Origin of the sequence: Limnoglobus roseus (assembly GCF_008254045.1) — a bacterium.
GTDB classification, from domain to species: Bacteria; Planctomycetota; Planctomycetia; order Gemmatales; family Gemmataceae; genus Limnoglobus; species Limnoglobus roseus.
The window spans coordinates 4,894,776-4,915,801 of the sequence record NZ_CP042425.1; the positions used below are offsets into that span (position 1 = coordinate 4,894,776).

At 64.1% G+C, this 21,026-nt stretch carries 20 protein-coding genes; 12 read left to right on the plus strand and 8 right to left on the minus strand.

Annotated features, from left to right (window positions below; all coding sequences use genetic code 11):
* Positions 1-18: 18 nt before the first annotated feature.
* Complete coding sequence (locus PX52LOC_RS20420) at positions 19-420, plus strand: response regulator transcription factor (protein ID WP_149111829.1); 402 nt, start codon at positions 19-21, stop codon at positions 418-420.
* A 50-nt stretch (positions 421-470) separates the two neighbouring features.
* Here PX52LOC_RS20420 and PX52LOC_RS20425 read toward each other — a convergent pair whose 3' ends face one another.
* The 3 genes from PX52LOC_RS20425 to rnc are packed head-to-tail and all read right to left on the minus strand — an operon-like array spanning position 471 to position 1,788.
* Entirely contained in the window at positions 471-725 is a 255-nt protein-coding gene (locus PX52LOC_RS20425) for a hypothetical protein (protein ID WP_149111830.1), read from the minus strand.
* A 60-nt stretch (positions 726-785) separates the two neighbouring features.
* Positions 786-1,052, minus strand: coding sequence for a hypothetical protein (locus tag PX52LOC_RS20430; protein WP_149111831.1), 267 nt, complete (start codon positions 1,050-1,052; stop codon positions 786-788).
* Position 1,053: 1 nt separating this feature from the next.
* The gene (gene rnc, locus PX52LOC_RS20435) at positions 1,054-1,788 is read right to left on the minus strand and encodes a ribonuclease III (protein WP_149111832.1); all 735 of its coding nucleotides are present in this window, start codon (positions 1,786-1,788) and stop codon (positions 1,054-1,056) included.
* A gap of 203 nt (positions 1,789-1,991) precedes the next feature.
* Between rnc and PX52LOC_RS20440 the strand changes: the two genes are divergently transcribed.
* Positions 1,992-2,993, plus strand: a complete 1,002-nt coding sequence (locus tag PX52LOC_RS20440; RefSeq protein ID WP_246173423.1) for an agmatine deiminase family protein — start codon at positions 1,992-1,994, stop codon at positions 2,991-2,993.
* Positions 2,993-3,970, plus strand: coding sequence for a 16S rRNA (cytosine(1402)-N(4))-methyltransferase RsmH (rsmH, locus tag PX52LOC_RS20445; RefSeq protein ID WP_149111834.1), 978 nt, complete (start codon positions 2,993-2,995; stop codon positions 3,968-3,970). Before PX52LOC_RS20440 ends, rsmH begins: the two co-directional genes overlap by 1 nt.
* A gap of 2 nt (positions 3,971-3,972) precedes the next feature.
* Here rsmH and PX52LOC_RS20450 read toward each other — a convergent pair whose 3' ends face one another.
* Together PX52LOC_RS20450 and PX52LOC_RS20455 are read right to left on the minus strand one after the other, a co-directional pair.
* The gene (locus tag PX52LOC_RS20450; protein WP_149111835.1) at positions 3,973-5,295 is read right to left on the minus strand and encodes a Trx7/PDZ domain-containing (seleno)protein; all 1,323 of its coding nucleotides are present in this window, start codon (positions 5,293-5,295) and stop codon (positions 3,973-3,975) included.
* 86 nt (positions 5,296-5,381) lie between these two features.
* Positions 5,382-5,870: an MgtC/SapB family protein gene (locus PX52LOC_RS20455; RefSeq protein WP_149111836.1), complete on the minus strand. Its 489-nt coding sequence runs from the start codon at positions 5,868-5,870 to the stop codon at positions 5,382-5,384.
* Positions 5,871-6,014: 144 nt separating this feature from the next.
* Here PX52LOC_RS20455 and PX52LOC_RS20460 point away from each other — a divergent pair, with 144 nt between their 5' ends.
* The 7 genes from PX52LOC_RS20460 (at position 6,015) to PX52LOC_RS20490 (ending at position 13,698) form a co-directional block, all read left to right on the plus strand.
* Positions 6,015-7,334, plus strand: coding sequence for a hypothetical protein (locus PX52LOC_RS20460; RefSeq protein ID WP_149111837.1), 1,320 nt, complete (start codon positions 6,015-6,017; stop codon positions 7,332-7,334).
* A gap of 49 nt (positions 7,335-7,383) precedes the next feature.
* Positions 7,384-8,244 carry a carboxypeptidase-like regulatory domain-containing protein gene (locus tag PX52LOC_RS20465; RefSeq protein WP_149111838.1) on the plus strand — a complete coding sequence of 287 codons (861 nt, stop codon included), beginning with the start codon at positions 7,384-7,386 and terminating at the stop codon, positions 8,242-8,244.
* 156 nt (positions 8,245-8,400) lie between these two features.
* Positions 8,401-9,144 carry a 1-(5-phosphoribosyl)-5-[(5-phosphoribosylamino)methylideneamino]imidazole-4-carboxamide isomerase gene (hisA, locus tag PX52LOC_RS20470; RefSeq protein ID WP_149111839.1) on the plus strand — a complete coding sequence of 248 codons (744 nt, stop codon included), beginning with the start codon at positions 8,401-8,403 and terminating at the stop codon, positions 9,142-9,144.
* Positions 9,145-9,194: 50 nt separating this feature from the next.
* Positions 9,195-11,336: an elongation factor G gene (locus PX52LOC_RS20475; RefSeq protein ID WP_149111840.1), complete on the plus strand. Its 2,142-nt coding sequence runs from the start codon at positions 9,195-9,197 to the stop codon at positions 11,334-11,336.
* 137 nt (positions 11,337-11,473) lie between these two features.
* On the plus strand, positions 11,474-12,238 hold the full coding sequence (locus tag PX52LOC_RS20480; RefSeq protein ID WP_149111841.1) for a MotA/TolQ/ExbB proton channel family protein: 765 nt from the start codon (positions 11,474-11,476) through the stop codon (positions 12,236-12,238).
* A gap of 102 nt (positions 12,239-12,340) precedes the next feature.
* Positions 12,341-13,075, plus strand: coding sequence for an ExbD/TolR family protein (locus tag PX52LOC_RS20485; protein WP_168219108.1), 735 nt, complete (start codon positions 12,341-12,343; stop codon positions 13,073-13,075).
* Entirely contained in the window at positions 13,072-13,698 is a 627-nt protein-coding gene (locus tag PX52LOC_RS20490; RefSeq protein ID WP_149111843.1) for an ExbD/TolR family protein, read from the plus strand. Before PX52LOC_RS20485 ends, PX52LOC_RS20490 begins: the two co-directional genes overlap by 4 nt.
* A gap of 44 nt (positions 13,699-13,742) precedes the next feature.
* Here the strand turns inward: PX52LOC_RS20490 and PX52LOC_RS20495 are convergent, their stop codons facing one another.
* Positions 13,743-14,729: a hypothetical protein gene (locus tag PX52LOC_RS20495; RefSeq protein ID WP_149111844.1), complete on the minus strand. Its 987-nt coding sequence runs from the start codon at positions 14,727-14,729 to the stop codon at positions 13,743-13,745.
* 138 nt (positions 14,730-14,867) lie between these two features.
* Positions 14,868-16,820 carry a molecular chaperone DnaK gene (gene dnaK / locus PX52LOC_RS20500; protein ID WP_149111845.1) on the minus strand — a complete coding sequence of 651 codons (1,953 nt, stop codon included), beginning with the start codon at positions 16,818-16,820 and terminating at the stop codon, positions 14,868-14,870.
* A 396-nt stretch (positions 16,821-17,216) separates the two neighbouring features.
* On the opposite strand from dnaK, the gene pheA reads away from it, so the two are divergent.
* Positions 17,217-18,335 (plus strand): prephenate dehydratase, encoded by a 1,119-nt coding sequence (gene pheA, locus PX52LOC_RS20505; protein ID WP_149111846.1) that lies wholly within the window; start codon positions 17,217-17,219, stop codon positions 18,333-18,335.
* Positions 18,336-18,520: 185 nt separating this feature from the next.
* On the plus strand, positions 18,521-19,849 hold the full coding sequence (locus PX52LOC_RS20510) for a DUF1501 domain-containing protein (RefSeq protein ID WP_149111847.1): 1,329 nt from the start codon (positions 18,521-18,523) through the stop codon (positions 19,847-19,849).
* A 171-nt stretch (positions 19,850-20,020) separates the two neighbouring features.
* On the opposite strand, the gene PX52LOC_RS20515 is transcribed toward PX52LOC_RS20510, so the two are convergent.
* Positions 20,021-20,734 carry a lysophospholipid acyltransferase family protein gene (locus tag PX52LOC_RS20515; protein ID WP_149111848.1) on the minus strand — a complete coding sequence of 238 codons (714 nt, stop codon included), beginning with the start codon at positions 20,732-20,734 and terminating at the stop codon, positions 20,021-20,023.
* Between the last annotated feature and the right edge of the window lie 292 nt (positions 20,735-21,026).

A 21,026-nucleotide genomic window follows, 5' to 3' on the forward strand; every position in this document is an offset into this window, starting at 1 on the left:
ATCGTTGGAGGATCAGCCGTGTCCAATGGGAAAACGATCCTGGTCGTGGACGACGACCGCGAACTGCTCGACGCGGTGCGGACGATGCTCGAACGGCAGGGCTTCCAGGTGATTCAGGCCCACGACGGCCATCAGGCCAAGCAGATGGTCTATCACCACAAGCCGGACCTGATGATCCTCGACATGATGATGCACCGCATGGGCGGCTTCCCGGTACTGGAACACTTCAAGGACAAGGCCGACGCCCCGCCGACGATCATGGTAACGGCCAACGAGGGCGGCCGCCACAAGGCGTATGCCGAGTACCTCGGCGTGATCGACTACATTCGCAAGCCGTTCTCGATGGAAAAACTGATGGACGCGGTGAACAAGGCGCTCACGCCGAAAGACACAACCGAAGCCACCTCACCCACCGCATAATGCCCCAAATCACCGGCCCGGCCGCACTCAACGACTCACACACTCAAGAATCAATGCGTGCGACCGGGTTTGGCGTCCGCCTCACCCCCGCCTAGTTGCCCGAGGACCCGCGGATTGCCCTCCTCGTCCTCGGTATAGACCATCCACACCCGGCCGTCGCCATCGAAGTGGTATTCGATGGCGCAGTACTTCCAGATCATCGGCTGGCGCTGGCTGCGGGTCGGGACGCTGGTATCGGTTGGTTCGCCCAAGAGCCGCCGCAACTCATCGCGGGTCGCCCCCAACCCGACCGGCGACTCACTCATCGCGGAGTCCTCCACCGAACCCTGGTTAGCAATTGCCCCACAAGGTCGGAACCGCCCGACTCACACCTCTAACTCTGGCTTCCGCAACAACTGATGGTCGCGGTTGCCACGACAGATTGTGTAAATGCCCGGCACTTCCAGCGTCTCGCCGTGGAGCAACCGGCACTGGCTCTGTTTGAGCTTCGCTTTCGCGAAGTTCGCCCCCAGGCACGCGGGGCAAGAGAGGGCGTAGGTCTTCAGCTCGCGAGTCAGGCCGTCACTCCACTCGGCCGCGACTTTGTATTCGGCCGGCGAGGGGCAGGAATAGCAGAGGACCGGGTAGTTCATGTCAGTTCGACGGGTACGGCAACGGGTTGCCTTCGATCGCAGCGAGGGCGTTCAGGGCGGCCTTCAGTTCAGCTTCCTTCTTGTTCCTACCCCAGGCGGCTGGGTACATATGGCTGTTGATCTCGCAGCCTACCTTGAAGCACTTATCGTGGTCCGGCCCCTGTTCGTCCAACAGATAATATCGCGGTGTGCCGCCGAGTTCCCGTTGGGCGACCTGTTGCAACGCCGACTTCGCGTTGTTGTTGATCGCGTCCTCTGCCACGGCCTCGATTTCCGGTTCGATGAACTCCAGCACGAAGGACTTCACCGTCTCCCATCCGCCGTCGAGGAACACCGCTGCGACGAGGGATTCGAACACGTCAGCTAACAGGTTCGCCGGGATTTCGCCGCGGTTCTCCATTCCTTTGCCGAGGAACAGGAAGTCGCCGAGGCCGAGTTCTTCGCTGAACTTCGCGCAGGTCTTGCGGCTGACGACGACGGATTTCACCTTCGTCATGTCGCCTTCCTGGTAGTCCGGAAAGCAGTGGTACAGTTGCTCGCACGTCACCAACCCCAGCACGCTGTCGCCGAGGAATTCGAGCCGCTCGTTCGAGCCGGCCCGCGTGTTCGCCCCGGACGTGTGCGTCAGGGCGGCCTTGAGGAGTTCGATCCGCTGGAAGCGATAGCCGATGATCTCTTGGCACTTGTCCAGGACGGCCTGCTCGCGGGTGGTGGTTCGTTCCGTGGTCGGAGGCATCGTTGGCCAATCGAATGAACAGGGAGGGAATGACACCGAAAACAGTAACTCGGTGACGGGCAACGAATTCCCGGCGGGACGGGCCGATCGGCCACGTCGGGCCGGAATGAATAGTCTAATCTTAGCTCAAAGTCCCGACACGGCTACTGTCCTCCCGCCCCTGGCTGTAAAATCTTATGGCGACCGTCTCTCCGTCGTTTCGAATGCCCGCCGAATGGGAGCCGCACGCCGGCACCTGGCTGGCCTGGCCGCACCGCACGTCCGATTGGCCGGGCAAGTTCGGGCCGATCCCCTGGGTGTACGGCGAGATCATCCGCACCCTCGCTCGATACGAGACGGTGAACGTCATCGTCCGCGACGCCGACATGAAGGAGCGGGCGGCGGCGATCCTGAAGCGGGTTCACGCCGACACCGCGAACGTGAAGTTGCACACGATCCGCACCGACCGCAGTTGGGTCCGCGACTCCGGGCCGATCTTCGCTTACGACAAGGCTGGCAAGAAGACGGCCCTCGACTGGCACTTCAACGCCTGGGCCAAGTACCCCGACTGGCGGGTGGACGACAAGCTTCCCGGCATCGTGGCGAAGAAACAGGGCGTGCCGGCCGTGCAGCCGACGTACAAGGGCACGCGGATCGTCCTGGAAGGAGGCAGCATCGACGTGAACGGTGCCGGCCTCCTGCTGACCACCGAAGAGTGCCTGCTGAGCGAAGTTCAACAGCGGAACCCGGCGCTGTCGCGGGCGGATTACGAGGCCGCCTTCGCGCAATACCTCGGCGTGAAACGGGTGATCTGGCTGAACCGTGGCATCGACGGCGACGACACCCACGGCCACATCGACGACCTGGCCCGCTTCACGAGTACGAACACGATCGTCACCGTCGTCGAGAAGAACGAGGCCGACGAGAACTTCGCCCCGCTGCAAGAGAACCTAGAGCGACTGAAGGCTACAAAACTGACGATCGTGCCGTTGCCGATGCCGTCGCCGGTCATCTTCCGCAAGCAGCGCATCCCGGCCAGTTACGCCAACTTCTACATCGCCAACGGCGTCGTGATCGTGCCGACGTTCAACGACCCGCAGGACCGCCACGCCCTCGGCACGCTCGCCGAGTTGTTTCCCGACCGCGACGTGGTCGGCATTCACTGCGTCGATCTGGTGTGGGGCCTGGGCACGCTGCACTGCATGACGCAACAGGAACCGAAGTAATGCCGCCACGCTCCGACAAGCCCTGGTCCCGCAAGTTCCGCAAACCCGGCGAACGCTCGACGGCTGCGGGCGAACACGTGCCCGTCATGCTCGCGGAGTGCCTCGCCGCGCTCAACGTGCAGCCCGGCCACATGGTCGTTGATTGCACCCTTGGCTTCGGCGGCCACTCGCTCGAACTGCTGAAGCGGGTCGGACCCGAAGGCCGGCTGATCGCCCTGGATCTCGACGGCGAGAATTTGCCGAAGGTTGAGCCGAAATTGACCGAAGTGGGCAACCCGTTCACGCTGCACCACGGCAACTTCGCCGGCCTCGCGTCGGTACTCGCCGGGCAACCCGTCGATGGCGTTCTCGCGGACCTCGGCTTCTCCAGCATGCAGGTGGACGACGCCGAGCGCGGCTTCTCGTTCATGCGAGACGGCCCCCTCGACATGCGCATGGACCGCACCCGTGGGCAGACGGCCGCCGACCTGTTGAACACGATCCCGGTGGACGAACTGGCGACCGCGTTCCGCGAACTCGGCGACGAACCCGAAGCGGAGAAGATTGCCGGCATCCTCGTGAACGCCCGCGAGAAGAAGCCGTTCAGCCGCACGCAGGAGGTGCGCGACCTGATCCGCCACGGCGTCCCCGTCCGCACGGTCCGCCACCCCGGTTCGCCGCCGGAACGCAAGCAGATGCTCCTGCCCACGACGCGGGTCTTCCAGACGCTCCGCATCCTGGTGAACCGCGAATTTGCCAACCTGCAACAACTGCTCCGAGTGATACCGACGGTCCTGAAACCGGGGGGCGTGGCGGCGATCATCTCGTTCCACAGCGGCGAGGACCGACTGGTGAAGGCGGCGTTCCGCGACGGTCAGCGGGCCGGCATCTATCAGGACGTGGCCGACGACCCGGAACGGCCGACGGAGGCCGAGAAGTCCGCCAACCCACGCTCGCGGTCGGCGAAACTGCGGTGGGCGAAGCGGGCAGCCGATTAACGTCACGGCTGCATTGGCAGCGACAGTTCCATCGCCTTGCCGTTGCGGAGGAACTTCACCGGCACCTTGTCGCTGACCTTGTGGGCCGTCGCACCGTACACCAGCACGTCCGTCTCTCGCGGCAAATCCGCCTTGCCGTCGTAGCTCACGATCACGTCGCCGACCTGGAATCCTGCGGCTTTCGCCGCCGCGTGCGGCCCGAACTGACCGACGTGCTGCGCACGCAAGGCCATGCCATCCTTTACGCTCGCCTTCGCCCGTTCCTCGACGGTGAGTGGCTCCAGCAACATCCCGCCGGTCGTCATCCGCCGCAGCGACCACGCCCCGGACCGCCACGAGATGTCATCCCGTTGTCGCCACCCGGCCGGGAGTTCCCACACGATCGTCAGGGGCTTTCCGCCGCGGCGAAGTTCGGCCTTCACCTTCCCGCCCTTCGCCGGCGTGTGGTGCAGCACCCACTGCACATCCGCGAGGGACAGAAGCGGTTGGTCGTTCATCGCCACGATTTCGTCACCGGCCTGGAAGCCGGCGGCCGCGGCCGCGGAATCGGCATCGACCCGCAGCACGGTCGCTTTCTCCTTCGGGTCGAAGATCAGCCCCTGGGCCTTCGGGTGCGGGTACGGCAGCAAGACTTCCTCCGGGATCGGTCCCTTCGCCCGGTACGCATCGCGGATCGCATCGCCGACTTGGTGACAGTGGATGCAACTTTGCACCACGTTCCTCTCGTAATTCAGCGTCGGCCCGTACTTCGCCTTCAGCGTCGGGAAGACTTCCGGCGTGGGGAATAGCGGTTCCGGCCCCCGCTTCGCGGCGAGCGCCCCCTTCACGTTCGCGTGCCGGCCGTGCAGGTCGAGCGCGCCTTGTAGGGCTTTCGAAAGGCCGGGGATCGACACGTCGCCGACCCACTCCTTGCGGTGCGACCGCGTGCCGAACCGGCCGTAGATCGTGCCGTCGGCGTTCAGCAGGAAGACCGCGAACGACTGGTCGTAGTCGTACTGGAAGAGGTTCAAGTCGAGGCCGTTGGTGGAGACGATCCGCACGCGGACGAACTTGTCGAGCAACGGCCGGAGGACCGGGTCCTTGTCGACGAGGTCGTCGTCGAGTTTGACGCACTCCTCGCACGGGATGCACCGCAGCACGACGACGATCGGCTTGTTCGCCGCCGTCGCCTCCGCGACGGCCTTCGGGTAGTTGTTGTAAATCCAGTACCCGTCCGCCTCGACCTTCACCTTGTCGTCGCGGACTTTCTTTTCGCGAGGGTTTTGGGCGGGCACGGAAGCGGCGAAGGCGAGGAGAAAGGCGAGTGTGGAGGTGGCTCGGAACATCGGGCACCTGAAGGGCGGTTGGTGAGCAGCGAAATGTGTAGTGTCGTTTTGCCGGCTTGGGCCGTCAACACAATTCCCGCTGGGCGTCAGGCCGACGGCGGCTCGAACCGTTTCGTGATTTTGGGAATGAGCGTTAGGATGGCTAGCGCCATGGCCGTGCTGACGACGGCCGTCGTTTCCCGCCCCAACCCGGCCGCGACGCCGATGGCGGCGGTCAACCAGATGCCGGCCGCGGTCGTCAGCCCTTTCACGTCTTCACCGTTCTCGCCCTTGATGATCGTACCGGCACCCAGGAAGCCGACGCCGGCCACCAACCCTTGCAGCACGCGGGTAAGGTCGGCGTCCGATAGGCCCGACTGTTTCGGGATGAGCACGAACAGGGCCGCCCCGAGAGCGACGAGCATGTGCGTGCGAACGCCGGCTTCCTTCCCTTTTTGCTGCCGCTCGAAGCCGAGGAGGCCGCCGAGGACGGCCGCGAGGATCATCCGGAGGGTCAGGCGAACCAACTCCCCGACGTTCGGCACGTCGGAGAAGTCCTGACCGACGGCGGTCGCGATTTGATCCCACCAACTCATGGCAGTTCCTCACCGGGGCGGGCACAACGGGCCACGGTGAGATACGAGGTTCCTCCCCGAGTACAACCGCGTCCGCAACCGACCTTGTCGAACCTTCGGGCAACCTGTTAGCTATCTTGACCCTCCCGGAAGGAATCAGGACGCATGGCCGTCGGAATCGCCCTGACCGGATATCTGCACCCCGACCACCGCGTCAAGCTCTCGGAAGCTCGGGACTGGCTGTCGCGGGCGGCCGTCTGGTTCGAGACGGCCGGCGACGCGGTTCTCGAAACCCGCCTTGCCCGCGATGCCGACGACAAGCCGCTCGCGCACATCCTGCTGCACCCCGTTGCCGACCCGGTCGAGCTTCGCATCGGCGGGTCAGGTAAGGTCACGATCCACGCCCGCACCGCCCCTGTCGGGCCGGGGTATCACGCCTACCTGTGCGAACTGCTGAAGGAGTTCGCCGAGGACTTCGAGTTCACCTGGAACGAAACGGCGGCAGAGCACGACCCGGCCCACTACTTCGCGACGGAAGACCTGGCGAAACTCGAACGCCACTTCTTGCACTGGTTGGCCGCCGAGTGTTCGGCCGCCTTGCGGAAGGCCACGCCGAACCAACCGCTCTCCATCGGCATGCCGCGACACCCGAAGTTCCTGCACCCCGGTCCCATCCTCACGCCGCTCGGTCCCCGTCCTGCGGAGTGGCTGAAAGAAGTCGCGGCCGACCCGGTCCGGGGCGTCGATTTCTTCCCGTGGTGGTCGCCGGAACTGGACGCGGACTTCTACGCCCGGCGGGCACGCACCGACCTCTGGCTGGCGTTCCACTGGCGGCCGCCGCTGACCGAAGCCGAGGGGGAACTGGTCGATCAGATCGCCGCGGATTTGGCGAACGCCCACGAGGCCGACCCGCGGGCCGATCTGCCGTGGGACGCCTGGGCGGCCGTGGCCGAGGTGATTGAGAGGGACGAAAATCGCTTCACGGTGGAGCCGATCACCGGCGTGTTGAAGCAGGAGATTCGCAGTCACGCGAAGGCGTCGGCGGAATCGCTCGGCTACCGCCGGCACCCGGTGGTCGCGACGCTCTCCGGCGGCTGGCACGTTCAATTGCCCGGCCGTCTGGCGCTGAAACGTGGCGAGGACGGCCGCACCTGGACGGCGTGGGACGATTCCCTGACGGTGTGGTTCCGCGATCAACTGCTCGGCCACCCGGAACACGGCCCGGTGCCGACGCCGGCTGAGGCGATCACGACGGCCCGCAAGACGCTGCCGAGTGGGGAATTCCTGCCATCGCTGCACCATCAGGACACGATCGGCGAGGCCGTCTTCGGCCCGCACGACGAGGACGGCCGAAAACTCTGGCGGCTCTGCGGCGTCGCCGCATCCGGACACCGCCTGGCCGTGTGCAATATCTACCTCACTCGCGAAGCCGACCGCGACGCGGCCGTGACCATCTGGCGCTCACTGTACCGCGTCCACACCTGACGCGCGGTCCGTCTTGTGGAACCGGCCCCGTCTGGGGTACACCGGGGCCATGATGCCACGCTGCTTCTGCCTGTTGCTTCTTGCCGCCATCGCCGGGTGCGATAACTCGCTCGCCGTGAACCTGCCGTCGACCGTCACCCGAACCGAGACGCCGCACGACCGCTTCGACCCGCAGCAAACGGGCACGATCACGGGCGTTGTGGCGTGGGCAGGGGACCGGCCGAAAGTCGAACCGATCAAGCTCACTCGCTTCGAGAGTCGTGGGATGCAGGTCGAGGCAGTGCCGAACCCGAACGCCCCGCAAATCGCCGCCAACGGGGTGGTTCAATCGGGGGTCGTCTTTTTACGCGGCGTCGATCCCGCACTCGGCAACCCGGCCGCTGCACCCCCAACGCGGGTGGAGCTTGAAGAAACTCGCCTGAGCGTCTTTCAAGGCGGCACGCGATACCGCACCGCCTTCGTCCCGGTCGGCTCGGAAGTCGATATCCGCAGTACGTTCACCACGATCACCGGCGTCCGCGGCCGCGGGGCCGACTTCTTCACCACAATGCTGCCGGACGCCAACGCCGTGACCCGCCGGACGTTCTCCCGGCCTGGCCGCGTCGAACTGACGAGCGCGAGCGGGCAGTTCTGGGCCGTCGCCGACCTGTTCGTGTGCGAACACGCTTACTACGCCCGCACCGACGCCGCCGGTCGGTTCGCGCTGCCGGACGTGCCGGCGGGGGAGTACGAACTCGTCTGTTGGCACCCCAACTGGCACATCCTCGGCACCGAACGCGACCCCGAAACGGCGATGGTCGTGCGGCAGAAGTACGGCCCTGCGGTTGAGAAGATCGCTCGCGTGCGGGTGACGGTGCAGGGCACGGTGGCGATCAACTTCACGCTCGCGTCGGTGGATTTCACAAAGTAGGCCGGCCGAGCCAAGGCGACCTTCACACAAACTTCTTCCTTGCCATCTCCGTGCGTTCGGCACACAATGCCGGTGGATAACCCCCCGCCCGGCCGGCGGATCGCCAATTCCCTAAGACATTGGCTTTCCTCGACCCGACGTGAGGGAGGTTCGATCATGTTCATTTACCCCGCGATTGACCTGCTCGGCGGCAAGTGCGTTCGCCTACGGCAAGGCGATTACTCGCAGGAAACTGTCTTCTCCGACGATCCCGCGGCCGTGGCCAAGCAATGGGTGGCCCGCGGTGCGGACCGCTTGCACCTCGTGGACCTCGACGGAGCGAAGGCCGGCAAGCCGATCAACGGCGACGTCATCCGCCGTATCGTGTCGGCCGTGGACGTGCCGTGCCAACTCGGCGGCGGCATCCGCTCGGAGGCCGACCTGGAAACCGTTTTCGGGTGGGGGGTCCGCTGGGCCGTTCTGGGCACGCGGGCACTGCAAGAGCCGGGTTGGGTTTGCCGCATGGCCGACCGATACCCGGCTCGCATCGTTCTGGGCGTCGACGCCCGCAACGGCTTCGTCGCCACCGAGGGGTGGTTGAGCACGTCCGCGACGAAGGCGACCGACCTGGCGAAGCAAGTGGAGAAGTCGCCCCTCGCGGCGGTGGTGTACACCGACATCGCGAAGGACGGCATGATGAGCGGGCCGAACTTCGAGCAACTCGCCGAGATGCAAGCGGCCGTCGCGATACCGGTGATCGCGTCGGGCGGCGTGAGCGAACACGCGCACGTGGCGAAGTTGTCGGCCATGAACCTGTTCGGCTGCATCATCGGCCGGGCACTGTACGAAGGAACCGTGGATTTGTCTCTGGTCCTGGCCACGACGCGGACGGACGCCGTTCAGAAGGCAACGAGCGGATGAATCGGTGATCGTTCGGGACGCCGTGGCTCCTCTTTCTGGGAGTTCACGTGATGAGCAAGCACCTCGTCGACGACGTTCGCGACATTGCACTCGTCGGGCACCGCGCGGCCGGCAAGACCAGCCTCGCGGACGCCCTCCTGTTCGAAGCCCACGCCGTCGACCGCCTCGGCAGTGTCGATGACGGCACCTCGGCCGGTGACACCGACGAGGATGAGAAGCGGCACCACTTTTCCATCGACACGCACGTCCTCCACGCCGAGCACGGCGGCAAGCACCTGAACATCCTCGACGCCCCCGGCACGCCGGACTTCATCGGGGCGATGATCGAAGCCCTGTCGGCCGTGGAAACCGCGGCCGTCGTGGTGTGCGCCGTCAACGGCATTCAGGTGAACACGCGGCGGATGTTCCACGAAGCCGGCCGCCTCGGCCTCGCCCGCATCTTCATCATCAACAAGGTCGACGCCGACAAAATCGACTTCGAAGGTGTCGTGGGGAACATCCGCGAGACGTTCGGCAAGAACTGCGTGCTGTTCAACATGCCGAACAACGTCGGGCCGAACTTCAACAGCGTCATCGACCTCGTTCACAAGCCGACCGGCACCCCGACCACGCACCCCTACGACCAGAAGAAGGCCCGAATCGAGTTGATGGAGGCCGTCGTCGAAGTTGACGAGGCACTGATGGAGAAGTACCTGACAGCCGGCAGTATCAGTGACGCGGAACTCGAAGAAGCCATCCCGAAGTGCATCGCGGCCGGGTACGTGGTGCCGATCTTCTGCACGTCGGCGAAGAAGGACCGCGGCGTGAAGGAACTGCTCGACGGCCTGGAGAAGTTCGGCCTGTCGCCGGCGATGAGCCGGAAGAAGCTCGAAGGCAAACTCTTCGGCACCAACGGCTCGACGAAGAATGCCGAGCCGACCGACACGGCCGAGTTCCTCGGGCAAGTCTTCAAGGTGGTGAACGACCGCTACGTCGGCCACCTGAGCTTCATCCGCGTCCTGTCCGGCACGCTGACGCCGAACCACACGGTCATCGACCTGAACAACGGCAAGTCGATCCGCGTCGGGCAACTGCTTCAGGTGAAGGGCAAGTCGCACGAGCCGATTCAGGAAGCGGTGCCGGGTGACATCATCGCCGTCGCAAAGGTGGAGGGACTGCACGTCGGCGACACGGTTGCTTTCCGGGCGGACGCGCCGAAGATGCCGGAGATGGGCTTCCCGTCGCCGATGTTCGGCGTGGCCGTCGAACCCAAGACCCGCGGCGACGAAACGAAGATTGCCGCCGGCTTGCACAAGATTGCGGAGGAAGACCCGACGTTGCGCATCACGCACGACCCGCAGACGCACGAACTCGTCGTCAGCGGCGTCAGTCAACTGCACCTCGAAGTCATCCGCGAACGGCTGAAGCACCGCTTCGACGTGGAGGTCGTCACGAAAGACCCGAAGATTCCGTACCGCGAGACGATCCAGGCGAAGGGCGAGGGCGACTACAAGCACAAGAAGCAGACCGGCGGCCGCGGGCAGTTCGCGGAAGTGCACCTGCGGGTCTTCCCGCTGTCGCGGGACATCAAGACGCAGGAACAGTTGGAGAAGGAGTTCGCGAATCGCTCGAACTTCGAGAAACTGCGGACCGTCCACTACGACCCGGCGATGAACTTCGCGTTCCTCGACCACATCGTCGGCGGCACGATCCCGAACAACTTCATCCCGGCCATCGAGAAGGGCGTCCGCGAGATGATGGACCGCGGCGCACTCGCCGGGTACCGGATGCAGGACATCGCCGTCGAGGTCTACTTCGGCAAGTACCACGACGTGGACTCGTCGGAAGCAGCGTTCAAGACGGCCGCCCGGTACGCTTTCAAGAAGGCGTTCATGGCCGCCCGGCCGACGCTGTTGGAGCCGATCGTGAAACTTGACATCACGACGCCGTCGAAGTTCACCGGGGCGGTGCTCGGCGACCTGCCGACGAAGCGAGCGCACGTCGAAAACCAGGACACGCTGCCCGGCGACTTGAATATGATCCAGGCGCGGGCGCCTCTCGGTGAGGTCGCCCGGTACGCGGCCCAACTCGGCGGCATGACGCAAGGGCAGGGGTCTTACGCGATGGAACTGAGCCATTACGAAACGGTGCCCGCCGCCGTGCAGCAGCAGGTGGTTGCGAAGTCGCAGTTGAAAGAGTTGGAAGACGAGTAAGGGTTGTAGGTTCCCGAAAGCCCACCCGTCGCGACGGGTGGGCTTTCGCACGACCAACACCCGCCTTGCTGGGGCGTTCCCCATCTGTAAAGCTACAAGAAGACTCTACCCACATCCCTGACGCGCGGACCGGCGAGATGAAAGCACTCCAACACTTCTACGAAAACGAGTGGTTCTTCGCGGGGCCGATGACCGTGATGACGCTCGTGGCGTTCCTCCTCGTCGCGTGGCGAATGCTGCTGAACCAGAGCGCCAAGACCCGGATGGACCGCTTCCTGCCGGAACTGCAATCGGTCCTGAAACGCAAGGGCACGAAGGGGGCGGTGGCCCTCTGCCGCAACGAGAAGGGGTTGATCCCGAACGTGCTGTTCGTCGCCGGGCTGGAAGCGTCCGAACAGGGCGTGGCCGCTATGCGGCGGAGCATGGCGAACGCGGTCGAGTTAGAGATCCATCCGCGGCTCAACTTCCTGCTCGCGCCGATCTTGGCCATCGCGAAGATTTCGACGATGGTCGGCCTGCTCGGCACGGTCATCTCGATGATCGGCACGTTCTCCAAGATCGGCGAAGCGACGGCCAAAGGTCCCGGCGGCGGCAACGTCGGCGCTCAGGCTGAATCAATCGGCCTCGCCCTGTTCGCGACGGCTCTCGGGTTGCTCACCGCGATTCCGCTGGTGTTCACACACGTGCTGTTCAAGGACTCGATCGCTCGGTTCGAGACGAAGATGAAGGGGGCCGCGCAGAAGCTAATTGTGCTGGTGCAGAATGCCAAGAGCGGCAAGCTCGAAGACCCTCTGGAAGCCGCGGCCGAACCGACGCCGGCCCGTTCCCGCCGCCCCGCGGACGAGGACGACGAAGAGGACGACGACCGCCGCCCCTCTCGCCGCGAACGCGCGAAGCGATAACGGTCACAATCGCCTCGGTTGCTTCCTTCTGGAACCCAGAGCGGAAGCGACGGGGTGATGTCCCTGCCACCCCGTCGCTTCCGCTCTGGGTTCCAAATACCGATGGCCGTCGTTTCTTTCGACATCTGGCTGCTCTCCTCGAACACCGTCTACCGCGGCGTGCCGTTCGGCGTCGTCACCGACTGGGCGCAACAAGGCCGCCTCTCGGCCGACGACAAGGCGAAGGAGGCCGGCCCCGGCGAGAACTGGGTGCGCGTCGCCGACCACCCCATCGTCGGCGACTACCTCTTCGTGAAGACGGCCGACGCCCCGGTTGTGCCGGCCAAGGCGACGGAAGCCCTCGAACCCGTCGAGATGGACGTCGGCTGGCGGAAGAGCCACGACGATGGCGACGACGACCCGGACTTGATCCCACTCATCGACATCAGCCTCGTGCTGCTGATCTTCTTCATGATGACGGCCACGGTCGCGTCGATGTCGCCGTTCCCGAACCCGGAGATGGCCAACGCCGCCAACCTCAGCGACGACCCGGGGGCACTGCTCATCGAGATCGACAAGAACGTGAACGGCGAGGCGGCGTACTCGCTCCGCGTTGGCACGGCCGGCCCGGAACCCGGCGCGAGCGACTTGAAGACGCTGCCCGAACTCGTCCGGGTGATGGACGCCAAGCTCTCCGAAATTCTCTCCCGCGGCGGCAAGGCACCACCGGTTCACGTTGCCTGCCACAAGGAACTCAACAGCGAGCGCATCTTGGAACTGGCGAGCGAACTGGAGAAGCGGAAGCGCGAGAACAAGATTTCGATGTTCGGGTCCGTCGTCAACGAGCGATCCAAATGAGCTGGAAAGTACGCCCCGAAGGGTCCGAGACGGCCGTGGAGGTTCCCACGGCTCAGCGGGTGCTGGACGGTATCCGCGAAGGCGAGTGGGAGCCGACCGACGACGTTCGCGGCCCGGCCGACGCTGCCTGGGTGCCGATCGAGGAACACGTACAGTTCGCGGACGCGATCGCCGAGATGGGCGCGGCCCCGATCGAGATGCCGGACGAAACGCACCTCGACATGAACCCGCTCATCGACGTGGCGCTGGTGCTGCTCATCTTCTTCATCCTCACGACCACCTACGCCGTCCTCCGACGGACTATCGACGTGCCGAGCGAACCGGAACCGGACAAGGGGATGGGGAAGCAGAAGCGCGAATTGCAAGAGGTGCAGGAACGGTCGTTCAAGGTCGAGGCGTGGCTGATCGACGACCGGCCGCGGGTCAAAATCAACGACAAGATCATCGAGGTCGAAGACCTGGAGAAGTCGCTGAAAGACGTGATGAAGGCCACTAACCACCGCGAGATGCTGTTGGAGTTCGAGGGCCGCGTCCCGTGGGGGGTGCTGGCCCAGATCATCGACGCGGCGAAGGCCGCCGAGGTGACGAACATCACCTTCAAGCGGAAGAAGGCAGGGGGGTGAGGGCAAAGCCCGGGCACGGCCGTGCCCAGGGCTTTCGGTCGTTGTTATCGCGTCTTCTGATCCGTCACGATGAAGTCGTAACTCCCGCCGCGGATGACGACCTTGAACGTCGTCGAGCGAATCTGTTCGGGCGTCTTGTTCCCGTAGTTCCGTTCCAGGGACGCCAACTTCTCTTCCAACTCCGCCGGGAAGTAAACGTAAAACTCGGCTGGTTTGAAGTTCAACTTCAGAGCTTCGCCCACCGATTGTACCGTGTCGCGGTTGCCTTCTCCGAATCGGATGAGATTGGCGTAAGTGTTAATATCGGCGTCGGTGGCAGGTGCGCCTTGTGGGTTGCGAAGGTTCTTGAACAAGATCAGTACTTTTCTCTCCGGCGGGACGGGCACGAGAATCACGCCGCCGATGCCGCTGATCTGGTTGATGTAGTCCTGACCGGTGGTCGTCTCGAACTTCATGATCCACCGTAGGCCGCGGGCGTAGGTCGAACTCGCCCCCGCGCCGCCGGGGCCGGTCCCGCCGTTCGCGTTCCCGCCAGTTTTGCCCCCCGTCCCAGGCTTCGCGCCGAGCAACTTGTTGCGAATGTCGTCGTTCAGCCGCCCGAGGATTTCCGCCTGACTGTCGGGGATCTCGATGTCGCCGCCGAGGTCCAACTTCTCGCGGATCTCTTTCTTCACGTCGTTCAGTTGCACGTCGTTTAGTGGCTTTGCCAGGTCTGCCGCGCTCACCTGCTTGCCGGAGGCCAAATCGGCACCGCCGCCGTCGGGGCTGCCGTCCCCCGCGTCGTCTTCGCCGCCGAGGAAGTGCATCGGCGGCGAGATCTTATCCGATGTTTGCGGCCGGGCGAGGTAAACGAGCGCGGCGATTGCGACAAGGAACATGATCGCTGCGATGGCCACGCTCACCGGCATTTCCAACCGCGTATTGTACCGCTCCCAGAACGGCTGTTCGATCACGCCGTTCGGGTCGAGGTCGCGGAAACCGGGGTTCTCGACCACGGGTTCGGCGGGTTCGGGCAAGGTCGGCATCGACATGACTGGCTCCCGGAATCGGGTGGAGGAAGGTGCGTACCCCTCTCCCAACGTACCCGACCGACCGGGGTTTGCACAGCGGGGAACAAAAAAGCGGAGGGGACGAATCCCCTCCGCTCAGAATCGGAACCGGCGGTCCCGTTACTTCTTCACTTCGTACTCGGCGTCCATCACGTCGTCGCCCGGCTTCTTTTCTGGGGCGGCCGGCGTCGCGTCCGGGCCGCCCGCCGGTGCGCCGGCGGCCTTGTACAAGTGCTGGGCCATCGCCTGAGACACCGTGTTCAACTCGCTCACGGCGGCCTTCAGTGCGGCCACGTCGGTCCCGTCCTTGAGGCCCTTGACCTTCTCGATGGCCTTCTCGATCGGGGCCTTGTCCGCGGCCGTGATCTTGTCGCCGGACTCCTTGAACAACTTCTCCAGTTGGAACACCGTGTTGTCGGCCTCGTTGCGGGCGTCGGCCAACTCCCGCTTGTTCTTGTCCTCGTCGGCGTGGCTCTCCGCGTCGCGGCGCATCCGCTCGACTTCGTCCTTGTCGATGCCGCTGGAGTTCGTGATGCGAATCTGGTTCTCCTTGCCCGTGCCCACGTCCTTCGCGGCCACGTTGAGGATGCCGTTCGCGTCGATGTCGAACTTCACCTGAATCTGCGGCACGCCGCGCGGGGCCGGGGGAATGCCGTCGAGGTGGAACTCGCCGATCTTCTTGTTGTCCCGGCTCATCGGCCGTTCGCCCTGGTAGACTTCCACCAGCACCGACGGCTGATTGTCCGACGCGGTCGAATACGTCTTCTCGATCGTCTTCGGGATCGTCGTGTTCTTCGGGATCAGCACGTCGAGGATGCCGCCGAGGGTTTCGAGGCCCAAGGACAGCGGCGTCACGTCGAGCAGCAGAAGGTCGGACTTCGCACCCAGCAAGAGTTGCGAGCCGAGGATGGCCGCACCGATGGCGACGACTTCGTCCGGGTTCACCCCGCGGTGGCCTTCCTTGCTGAAGATTTCCTTCACGAGCGCCTGCACCCGCGGCATCCGCGTCATCCCGCCGACCATGACGACTTCGCCGATGTCGCTCGGCTTCTTCCCGGCGTCTTTCAACGCCTGGAGAACCGGCTTCTTACAGCGTTCGATTAGGTGCTCGACCAACCGCTCGAACTGGTTGCGGGTAATCGTCAGCATCAGGTGCTTCGGCCCGCTCGCGTCGGCCGTGATGAACGGCAGGTTCACGTCCGTGCTGGTCTGTTGCGACAGGTCCTTCTTCGCCCGCTCCGCGGCTTCCTTGAGGCGTTGCAGGGCCATCTGATCCTTGCGGAGGTCGATGCCGTTTTCCTTCTTGAACTCGCCTGCGATGAAGTCGATCAGCACTTCGTCGAAGTCGTCGCCGCCGAGGTGGGTGTCGCCGTTGGTGGACTTCACGTCGAAGACGCCGTCCTCACCGACTTCCAGCACCGACACGTCAAACGTGCCGCCGCCAAGGTCGAACACCGCGATCGTCTGGTCCTTCTTCTTGTCCATCGCGTAGGCCAACGCCGCCGCCGTCGGCTCGTTGATGATCCGCATCCGCTGCTTGTCTTTCTTGCCCGTCTTCGGGTTGTCGACGTCCCATTCGGTGTCGAAGCCCGCAACCGACGCGGCGTCGATGGTGGCCTGCCGTTGGCTGTCGTTGAAGTAGGCCGGGACGGTGATGACCGCCTTGCGGACGGTGTGACCGAGGTACGCTTCCGCCGCTTCCTTCAACTTGCGAAGGATCATCGCCGAGATTTCGGGCGGCGTGTAGTTCTTGCTGTCGATCTCGACTTTGACGAGGTCTTCCTTGCCGCCGACGATCTTGTACGGGACGAGCTTCTCTTCGCTCTCGACTTCGTAATGTCGTCGGCCCATGAACCGCTTGATCGAGTAGATCGTGCGGGCCGGGTTGGTAATCGCCTGCCGCTTGGCCGGGTCGCCGACGAGGCGGTTGCCGTCCTTCGTGAACGCGACCACACTCGGCGTGATGCGGTTGCCTTCTTGATTGGCGATGACCTTAACTTCGTTGCCTTCCATAACCGCGACGACCGAGTTCGTGGTGCCGAGGTCGATACCGATGATTTTCTCTTCCGCCATAGTGGTTTGCCTCCGGGTGTGTCGTGGCCGTTGGTGTTAAATCGGCGAATTGTACCCACGACAGGTCAATCGCCGGATTGGTTTTCCAGTCGAAACAATCCGTTACGTCAGAGTCAGAACTCCGTGTGAATGATTCTAGGCAATTGCTGTGCCGGAATCCTGGAGCTTGAGAATCTCCGCAAATCTCGCTCCTTTCAGCGATTGGGGCGGGAAACTGGTGACAGAAGCTTCACCTGGGACTGCCAAAATGACATTTCTGGCTTCCGTCCGGTCGTGCCACCCCATGACGCGGGAAATCGGCTTAAAAATCGCCTCTTCCAATTGATTCGTTGACTCCACCCGACACAAAGATACATTGGGCACAAATTTCCACTTTCTCGCCGGCGATTGGCCAACATGTCGAAAAAACCTGAGAACGGTTCGTCGGACAAAATCAACGCGGATTTGAAGGCCCTTCGCGTCAAAATTGACAAGCTCGATCTCGACATCCTTGACCTTGTTAACAAGCGGGCGTCCATTGCGTCCCAGATTGGCAAGGTGAAGGCCCAGCAAGGCGGCGACGTCTTCTCGGCCGCCCGCGAAGAGGAAGTGATTCAGAACATCCTCACGGCCAACAAGGGGCCGCTGCCGGAAGTCACGTTGAAGGCGATCTTCCGCGAATTGATGAGCGCCGCCCGGGCGTTGCAACGGGTGCAGAAGGTCGCCTTCCTCGGCCCCGAACACAGCTACAGCCACATTGCCGCGCTGGAACGCTTCGGCGAGGCGGCCGAGTACATGAGCGTTGGTTCGATTGCGGCAGTCTTCGAGGAAGTGAGCCGGAAGCACGTCGACATCGGCATCGTACCGCTGGAGAACTCGACCGACGGCCGGATCGCCGACACGCTGGACATGTTCATCAACATGCCGAACATCAAGATTTGTTCGGAAATCCGACTGATGGTCCACCACAACCTGTTGGCCAACTGCGAGCAGACGGCGATCCAGCACATCTACAGCAAGGCGCAAGCCCTGTCGCAGTGCCGGAACTGGCTTAGCAAGAACATGCCGCACGCCTCACTGCATCAGGTGGCCAGCACTGCCGATGCCGCCCGCCTCGCGACGGGGTCGCCGAACGCCGCCGCGGTTGCCAGCCGGCAGGCCGCCGTGCGGTACGGCATCCGCGTGCTGTTCGCCAACATCGAAGATTACGCGAACAACGAGACACGCTTCGCCGTCATCGGCCAGACCGACAGCGGCAAGACCGGCAACGACAAGACGGCCGTGATGTTCCAGGTGCTCCACAAGCCGGGGGCGCTGGTGGACATCCTGGAACTCTTCAAGTCGAACAAGATCAACCTGACCTGGGTGGAATCGTTCCCCTACCGGCAGGCGAAGGGCGAGTACGTGTTCTTCGTCGACTTCGAGGGCCACCGCGAAGACCCGAAGATCAAGAAGGCGATTCAAGCAGCCGAAAAGATGTGTGAGTCGTTCTCCGTCCTTGGCTCCTTCCCGATGGCGAAGCTGGCTGACGATTGAGCCGTCTTGCAATTGGCTTGACAGCCGCGAGTGACGAGAGGATGATATTTTACCGGGCGTTTGATATGCCGCCGGGTACGGTTTGCTCCCACCCCTGACAGACTCCGAATCCCACCTTACTCGGAATCGTCTCCCTGCTCCCGCGGCATCATTCCTCCCACCGGCCGCGGGATCGGAGGTTCTTGATGAAGAACACCAACTGTGCCGGCGTCACCCGCCGGGACTGCCTGCAACTCGGCCTCGCCACGTTCTTTGGCGGCGCTCTCGCGTCGGCATTGCGGGCGTCGGACAGCGGGGCACCGCAAGCGGCGGCGAAGTCTGTCATCCTCATTTGGATGGACGGCGGGCCGACGCACTTCGAGACGTTCGACCCGAAGCCGGACGCCCCCGCCGAGTACCGCGGCGACTTCAAGACCGTCGCCACGAAAACGCCGGGCGTGTTCTTCTCCGAGCACATGAAGAAGCTCGCGGCCATGTCCGACAAGCTCTCCATCGTTCGGTCGATCCGCCACGACCAAGGGAATCACGGGGCCGGCAACCACTACATGATGACCGGCGCACCGCCGCGCATCCCGGTCGGCTGCGGTGCGTTCGTGAGCTTCCACCCGAGTCTCGGGTCGGTCGTCGCGCACGAGAAGCCGGCCCCGGCCGGGCTGCCGGCGTACTTCAGCCTGCCGAGCATGTCGCGGTCCGGCGGGCCGAACTTCCTCGGGGCGAAGTACGCGCCGTTCGTCGTGGACGGCGACCCGAACGCCGCCGGTTTCCGCGTGCGCGACGTGGCCCTGCCGAGCGGCATGACCGAGGGCCGGTTCGCCGACCGCACCGACGTGCGGGCCGAGGTCGATCGCTTCCAGCGGTTCCTGGACAAGACCGCCGGCGATCCGGCCGTGGCGATGGACGACCACTACAAACAGGCCGCCGAGTTGATGCACTCGAAGGAAGCGCAGGCGGCGTTCGAGATCAACCGCGAGCCGGAGAAGGTCCGCGACCAGTACGGCCGAAACGGCTTCGGTCAGCGGGCACTCCTCGCCCGGCGGTTGGTCGAGGCCGGCGTGCCGTTCGTCACGATCAACGACGGCGGCTGGGACCACCACTCGGACCTGTTCAACGCGCTAACGAAGCGACTGCCGAGTTGGGATCAAACGGTGTCGGCCCTGATCGCCGACCTCGACCAGCGGGGTCTGCTCGAAAGCACGATGGTGATCGCGCTCGGCGAGTTCGGCCGCACGCCGAAGATCTCGACCCTGTCCGGCCAGACCAAGGCGGGTCGCGATCACTGGGCGAACGCGATGAGCGTCCTCTTCGCCGGCGGCAAATCGCCGGGCGGGCAGATCATTGGTGCAACGGACAAGAACGGCTTCGCGGCCGTCGAGCGGGTGCTGTCGCCGGAGAACTTCGCGTCGACGATTTACACGAAGCTCGGCATCGACCCGAACAAGATGCTCTACACGCCGCAGGGCCGCCCGACGCACATCGTCAGCAACGGGACGCCGATTAAGGAACTGATGGGCTAAGCATCTGAGCGGTTCTGGGTGCGCCTACTATGGGTTGAGAACCACTCCGTATTCGCAAAGGTGGCGGGCTGGCAATTCCTGGCCACCCACGAGTTGACCGTCGTGCCGTCGTTGGCAGAAGCTCATGCTGCACTGACGGCCAAGCAATTCGATGCGGTCTTGCTGGACTAACTACGACGCCAACTTCAGTGGTACAGCCGCCGGCTTCGTAATCCTAAGCCGACCCGTCTCGGCCCACCGTTCGGCGATGCCGTCGACGCGGTCCATCTCCGTTTGCACCAACAGCCGGTACGGTTCCAGTTCGCTCGATCGCAGGTTCGGCGGGATCGTGATCGGCTCGCCGTGGACGATGCGGACCCGCGAGGTCGGCCGGGGAATCGCGAAGCGGTCCCAGCTTTTGAGCCGCCACGGCCGGTTGTAACCGACGCCCATCGCGACGACCTTCATGCCCGTCCGCGAGGCGATGTAGATGACGCCCGGCTGAACCACCCGTCGCGGCCCGCGCGGCCCGTCCGGCGTGATCGCCATGTTCCGATAGGGGAAGTCGTCGCGGACCATCTGCCGCACGGCTTCGACGCCGCCGCGGGTACTCGACCCGCAGACGAGGCCCATACCCATTTTGCGTATCAGGCCGCCGAGCAGTTGGCCGTCCGCGTGCTGGCTAATTAGCACCGCGATGTCCGGCCCGCCGAACTTGATCGTCGGCAGCAGCAACTTCTCGTGCCAGATCGAGAGCAGGATGCGGTCCGGGTACGTTGGCCGGCCGTAGGCCACGTCGGGGCCGATGCAGTGGTGATCGAAGTGCAGGGTCTTCACGACCGCGAACGCCGCTTGCGAGGCGAGCCAACTGGCGGCGGCGACGAGCTTCGGATTGCGAATCTTCATGGCGTCCTGCCTCGAATGGCCACGCGGCTCGGCCGGGTTTTCGGTGATCTTCGCGGGAAACGGGCAAGTTACGCCCCATGAGGCTGATCTGTCAAGACCGTCGAAACGAGCGTCCTGACTTGGAATCGAGGGGCGGATTCGGAGATTGCCCCTTCAGGTCGGTGGTCGGCGTCGGTATAGTCTACCCCACACGCCCGCCTTCCAGACCCCTCTTCTGGCTCTGGCCCATGAGACGAATACCCGCCCCCGTATTAATTCTTTGCCTGTTGTTCGCCGGGTGTACCAAACCACC

What these genes read in the sequence shown, in the direction of transcription:
- PX52LOC_RS20440 (WP_246173423.1), top strand. Translation starts at nt 1,992, where the DNA reads ATGCCCGCCGAATGGGAGCCGCACGCCGGCACCTGGCTGGCCTGGCCG.
- PX52LOC_RS20460 (WP_149111837.1), top strand. Translation starts at nt 6,015, where the DNA reads ATGGCCGTCGGAATCGCCCTGACCGGATATCTGCACCCCGACCACCGC.
- PX52LOC_RS20495 (WP_149111844.1), bottom strand. Translation starts at nt 14,729, where the DNA reads ATGTCGATGCCGACCTTGCCCGAACCCGCCGAACCCGTGGTCGAGAAC.
- rnc (WP_149111832.1), bottom strand. Translation starts at nt 1,788, where the DNA reads ATGCCTCCGACCACGGAACGAACCACCACCCGCGAGCAGGCCGTCCTG.
- PX52LOC_RS20475 (WP_149111840.1), top strand. Translation starts at nt 9,195, where the DNA reads ATGAGCAAGCACCTCGTCGACGACGTTCGCGACATTGCACTCGTCGGG.
- PX52LOC_RS20485 (WP_168219108.1), top strand. Translation starts at nt 12,341, where the DNA reads ATGGCCGTCGTTTCTTTCGACATCTGGCTGCTCTCCTCGAACACCGTC.
- PX52LOC_RS20515 (WP_149111848.1), bottom strand. Translation starts at nt 20,734, where the DNA reads ATGAAGATTCGCAATCCGAAGCTCGTCGCCGCCGCCAGTTGGCTCGCC.
- PX52LOC_RS20455 (WP_149111836.1), bottom strand. Translation starts at nt 5,870, where the DNA reads ATGAGTTGGTGGGATCAAATCGCGACCGCCGTCGGTCAGGACTTCTCC.
- hisA (WP_149111839.1), top strand. Translation starts at nt 8,401, where the DNA reads ATGTTCATTTACCCCGCGATTGACCTGCTCGGCGGCAAGTGCGTTCGC.
- PX52LOC_RS20490 (WP_149111843.1), top strand. Translation starts at nt 13,072, where the DNA reads ATGAGCTGGAAAGTACGCCCCGAAGGGTCCGAGACGGCCGTGGAGGTT.
- PX52LOC_RS20425 (WP_149111830.1), bottom strand. Translation starts at nt 725, where the DNA reads ATGAGTGAGTCGCCGGTCGGGTTGGGGGCGACCCGCGATGAGTTGCGG.
- dnaK (WP_149111845.1), bottom strand. Translation starts at nt 16,820, where the DNA reads ATGGCGGAAGAGAAAATCATCGGTATCGACCTCGGCACCACGAACTCG.
- PX52LOC_RS20430 (WP_149111831.1), bottom strand. Translation starts at nt 1,052, where the DNA reads ATGAACTACCCGGTCCTCTGCTATTCCTGCCCCTCGCCGGCCGAATAC.
- PX52LOC_RS20465 (WP_149111838.1), top strand. Translation starts at nt 7,384, where the DNA reads ATGATGCCACGCTGCTTCTGCCTGTTGCTTCTTGCCGCCATCGCCGGG.
- PX52LOC_RS20480 (WP_149111841.1), top strand. Translation starts at nt 11,474, where the DNA reads ATGAAAGCACTCCAACACTTCTACGAAAACGAGTGGTTCTTCGCGGGG.
- PX52LOC_RS20510 (WP_149111847.1), top strand. Translation starts at nt 18,521, where the DNA reads ATGAAGAACACCAACTGTGCCGGCGTCACCCGCCGGGACTGCCTGCAA.
- rsmH (WP_149111834.1), top strand. Translation starts at nt 2,993, where the DNA reads ATGCCGCCACGCTCCGACAAGCCCTGGTCCCGCAAGTTCCGCAAACCC.
- PX52LOC_RS20450 (WP_149111835.1), bottom strand. Translation starts at nt 5,295, where the DNA reads ATGTTCCGAGCCACCTCCACACTCGCCTTTCTCCTCGCCTTCGCCGCT.
- pheA (WP_149111846.1), top strand. Translation starts at nt 17,217, where the DNA reads ATGTCGAAAAAACCTGAGAACGGTTCGTCGGACAAAATCAACGCGGAT.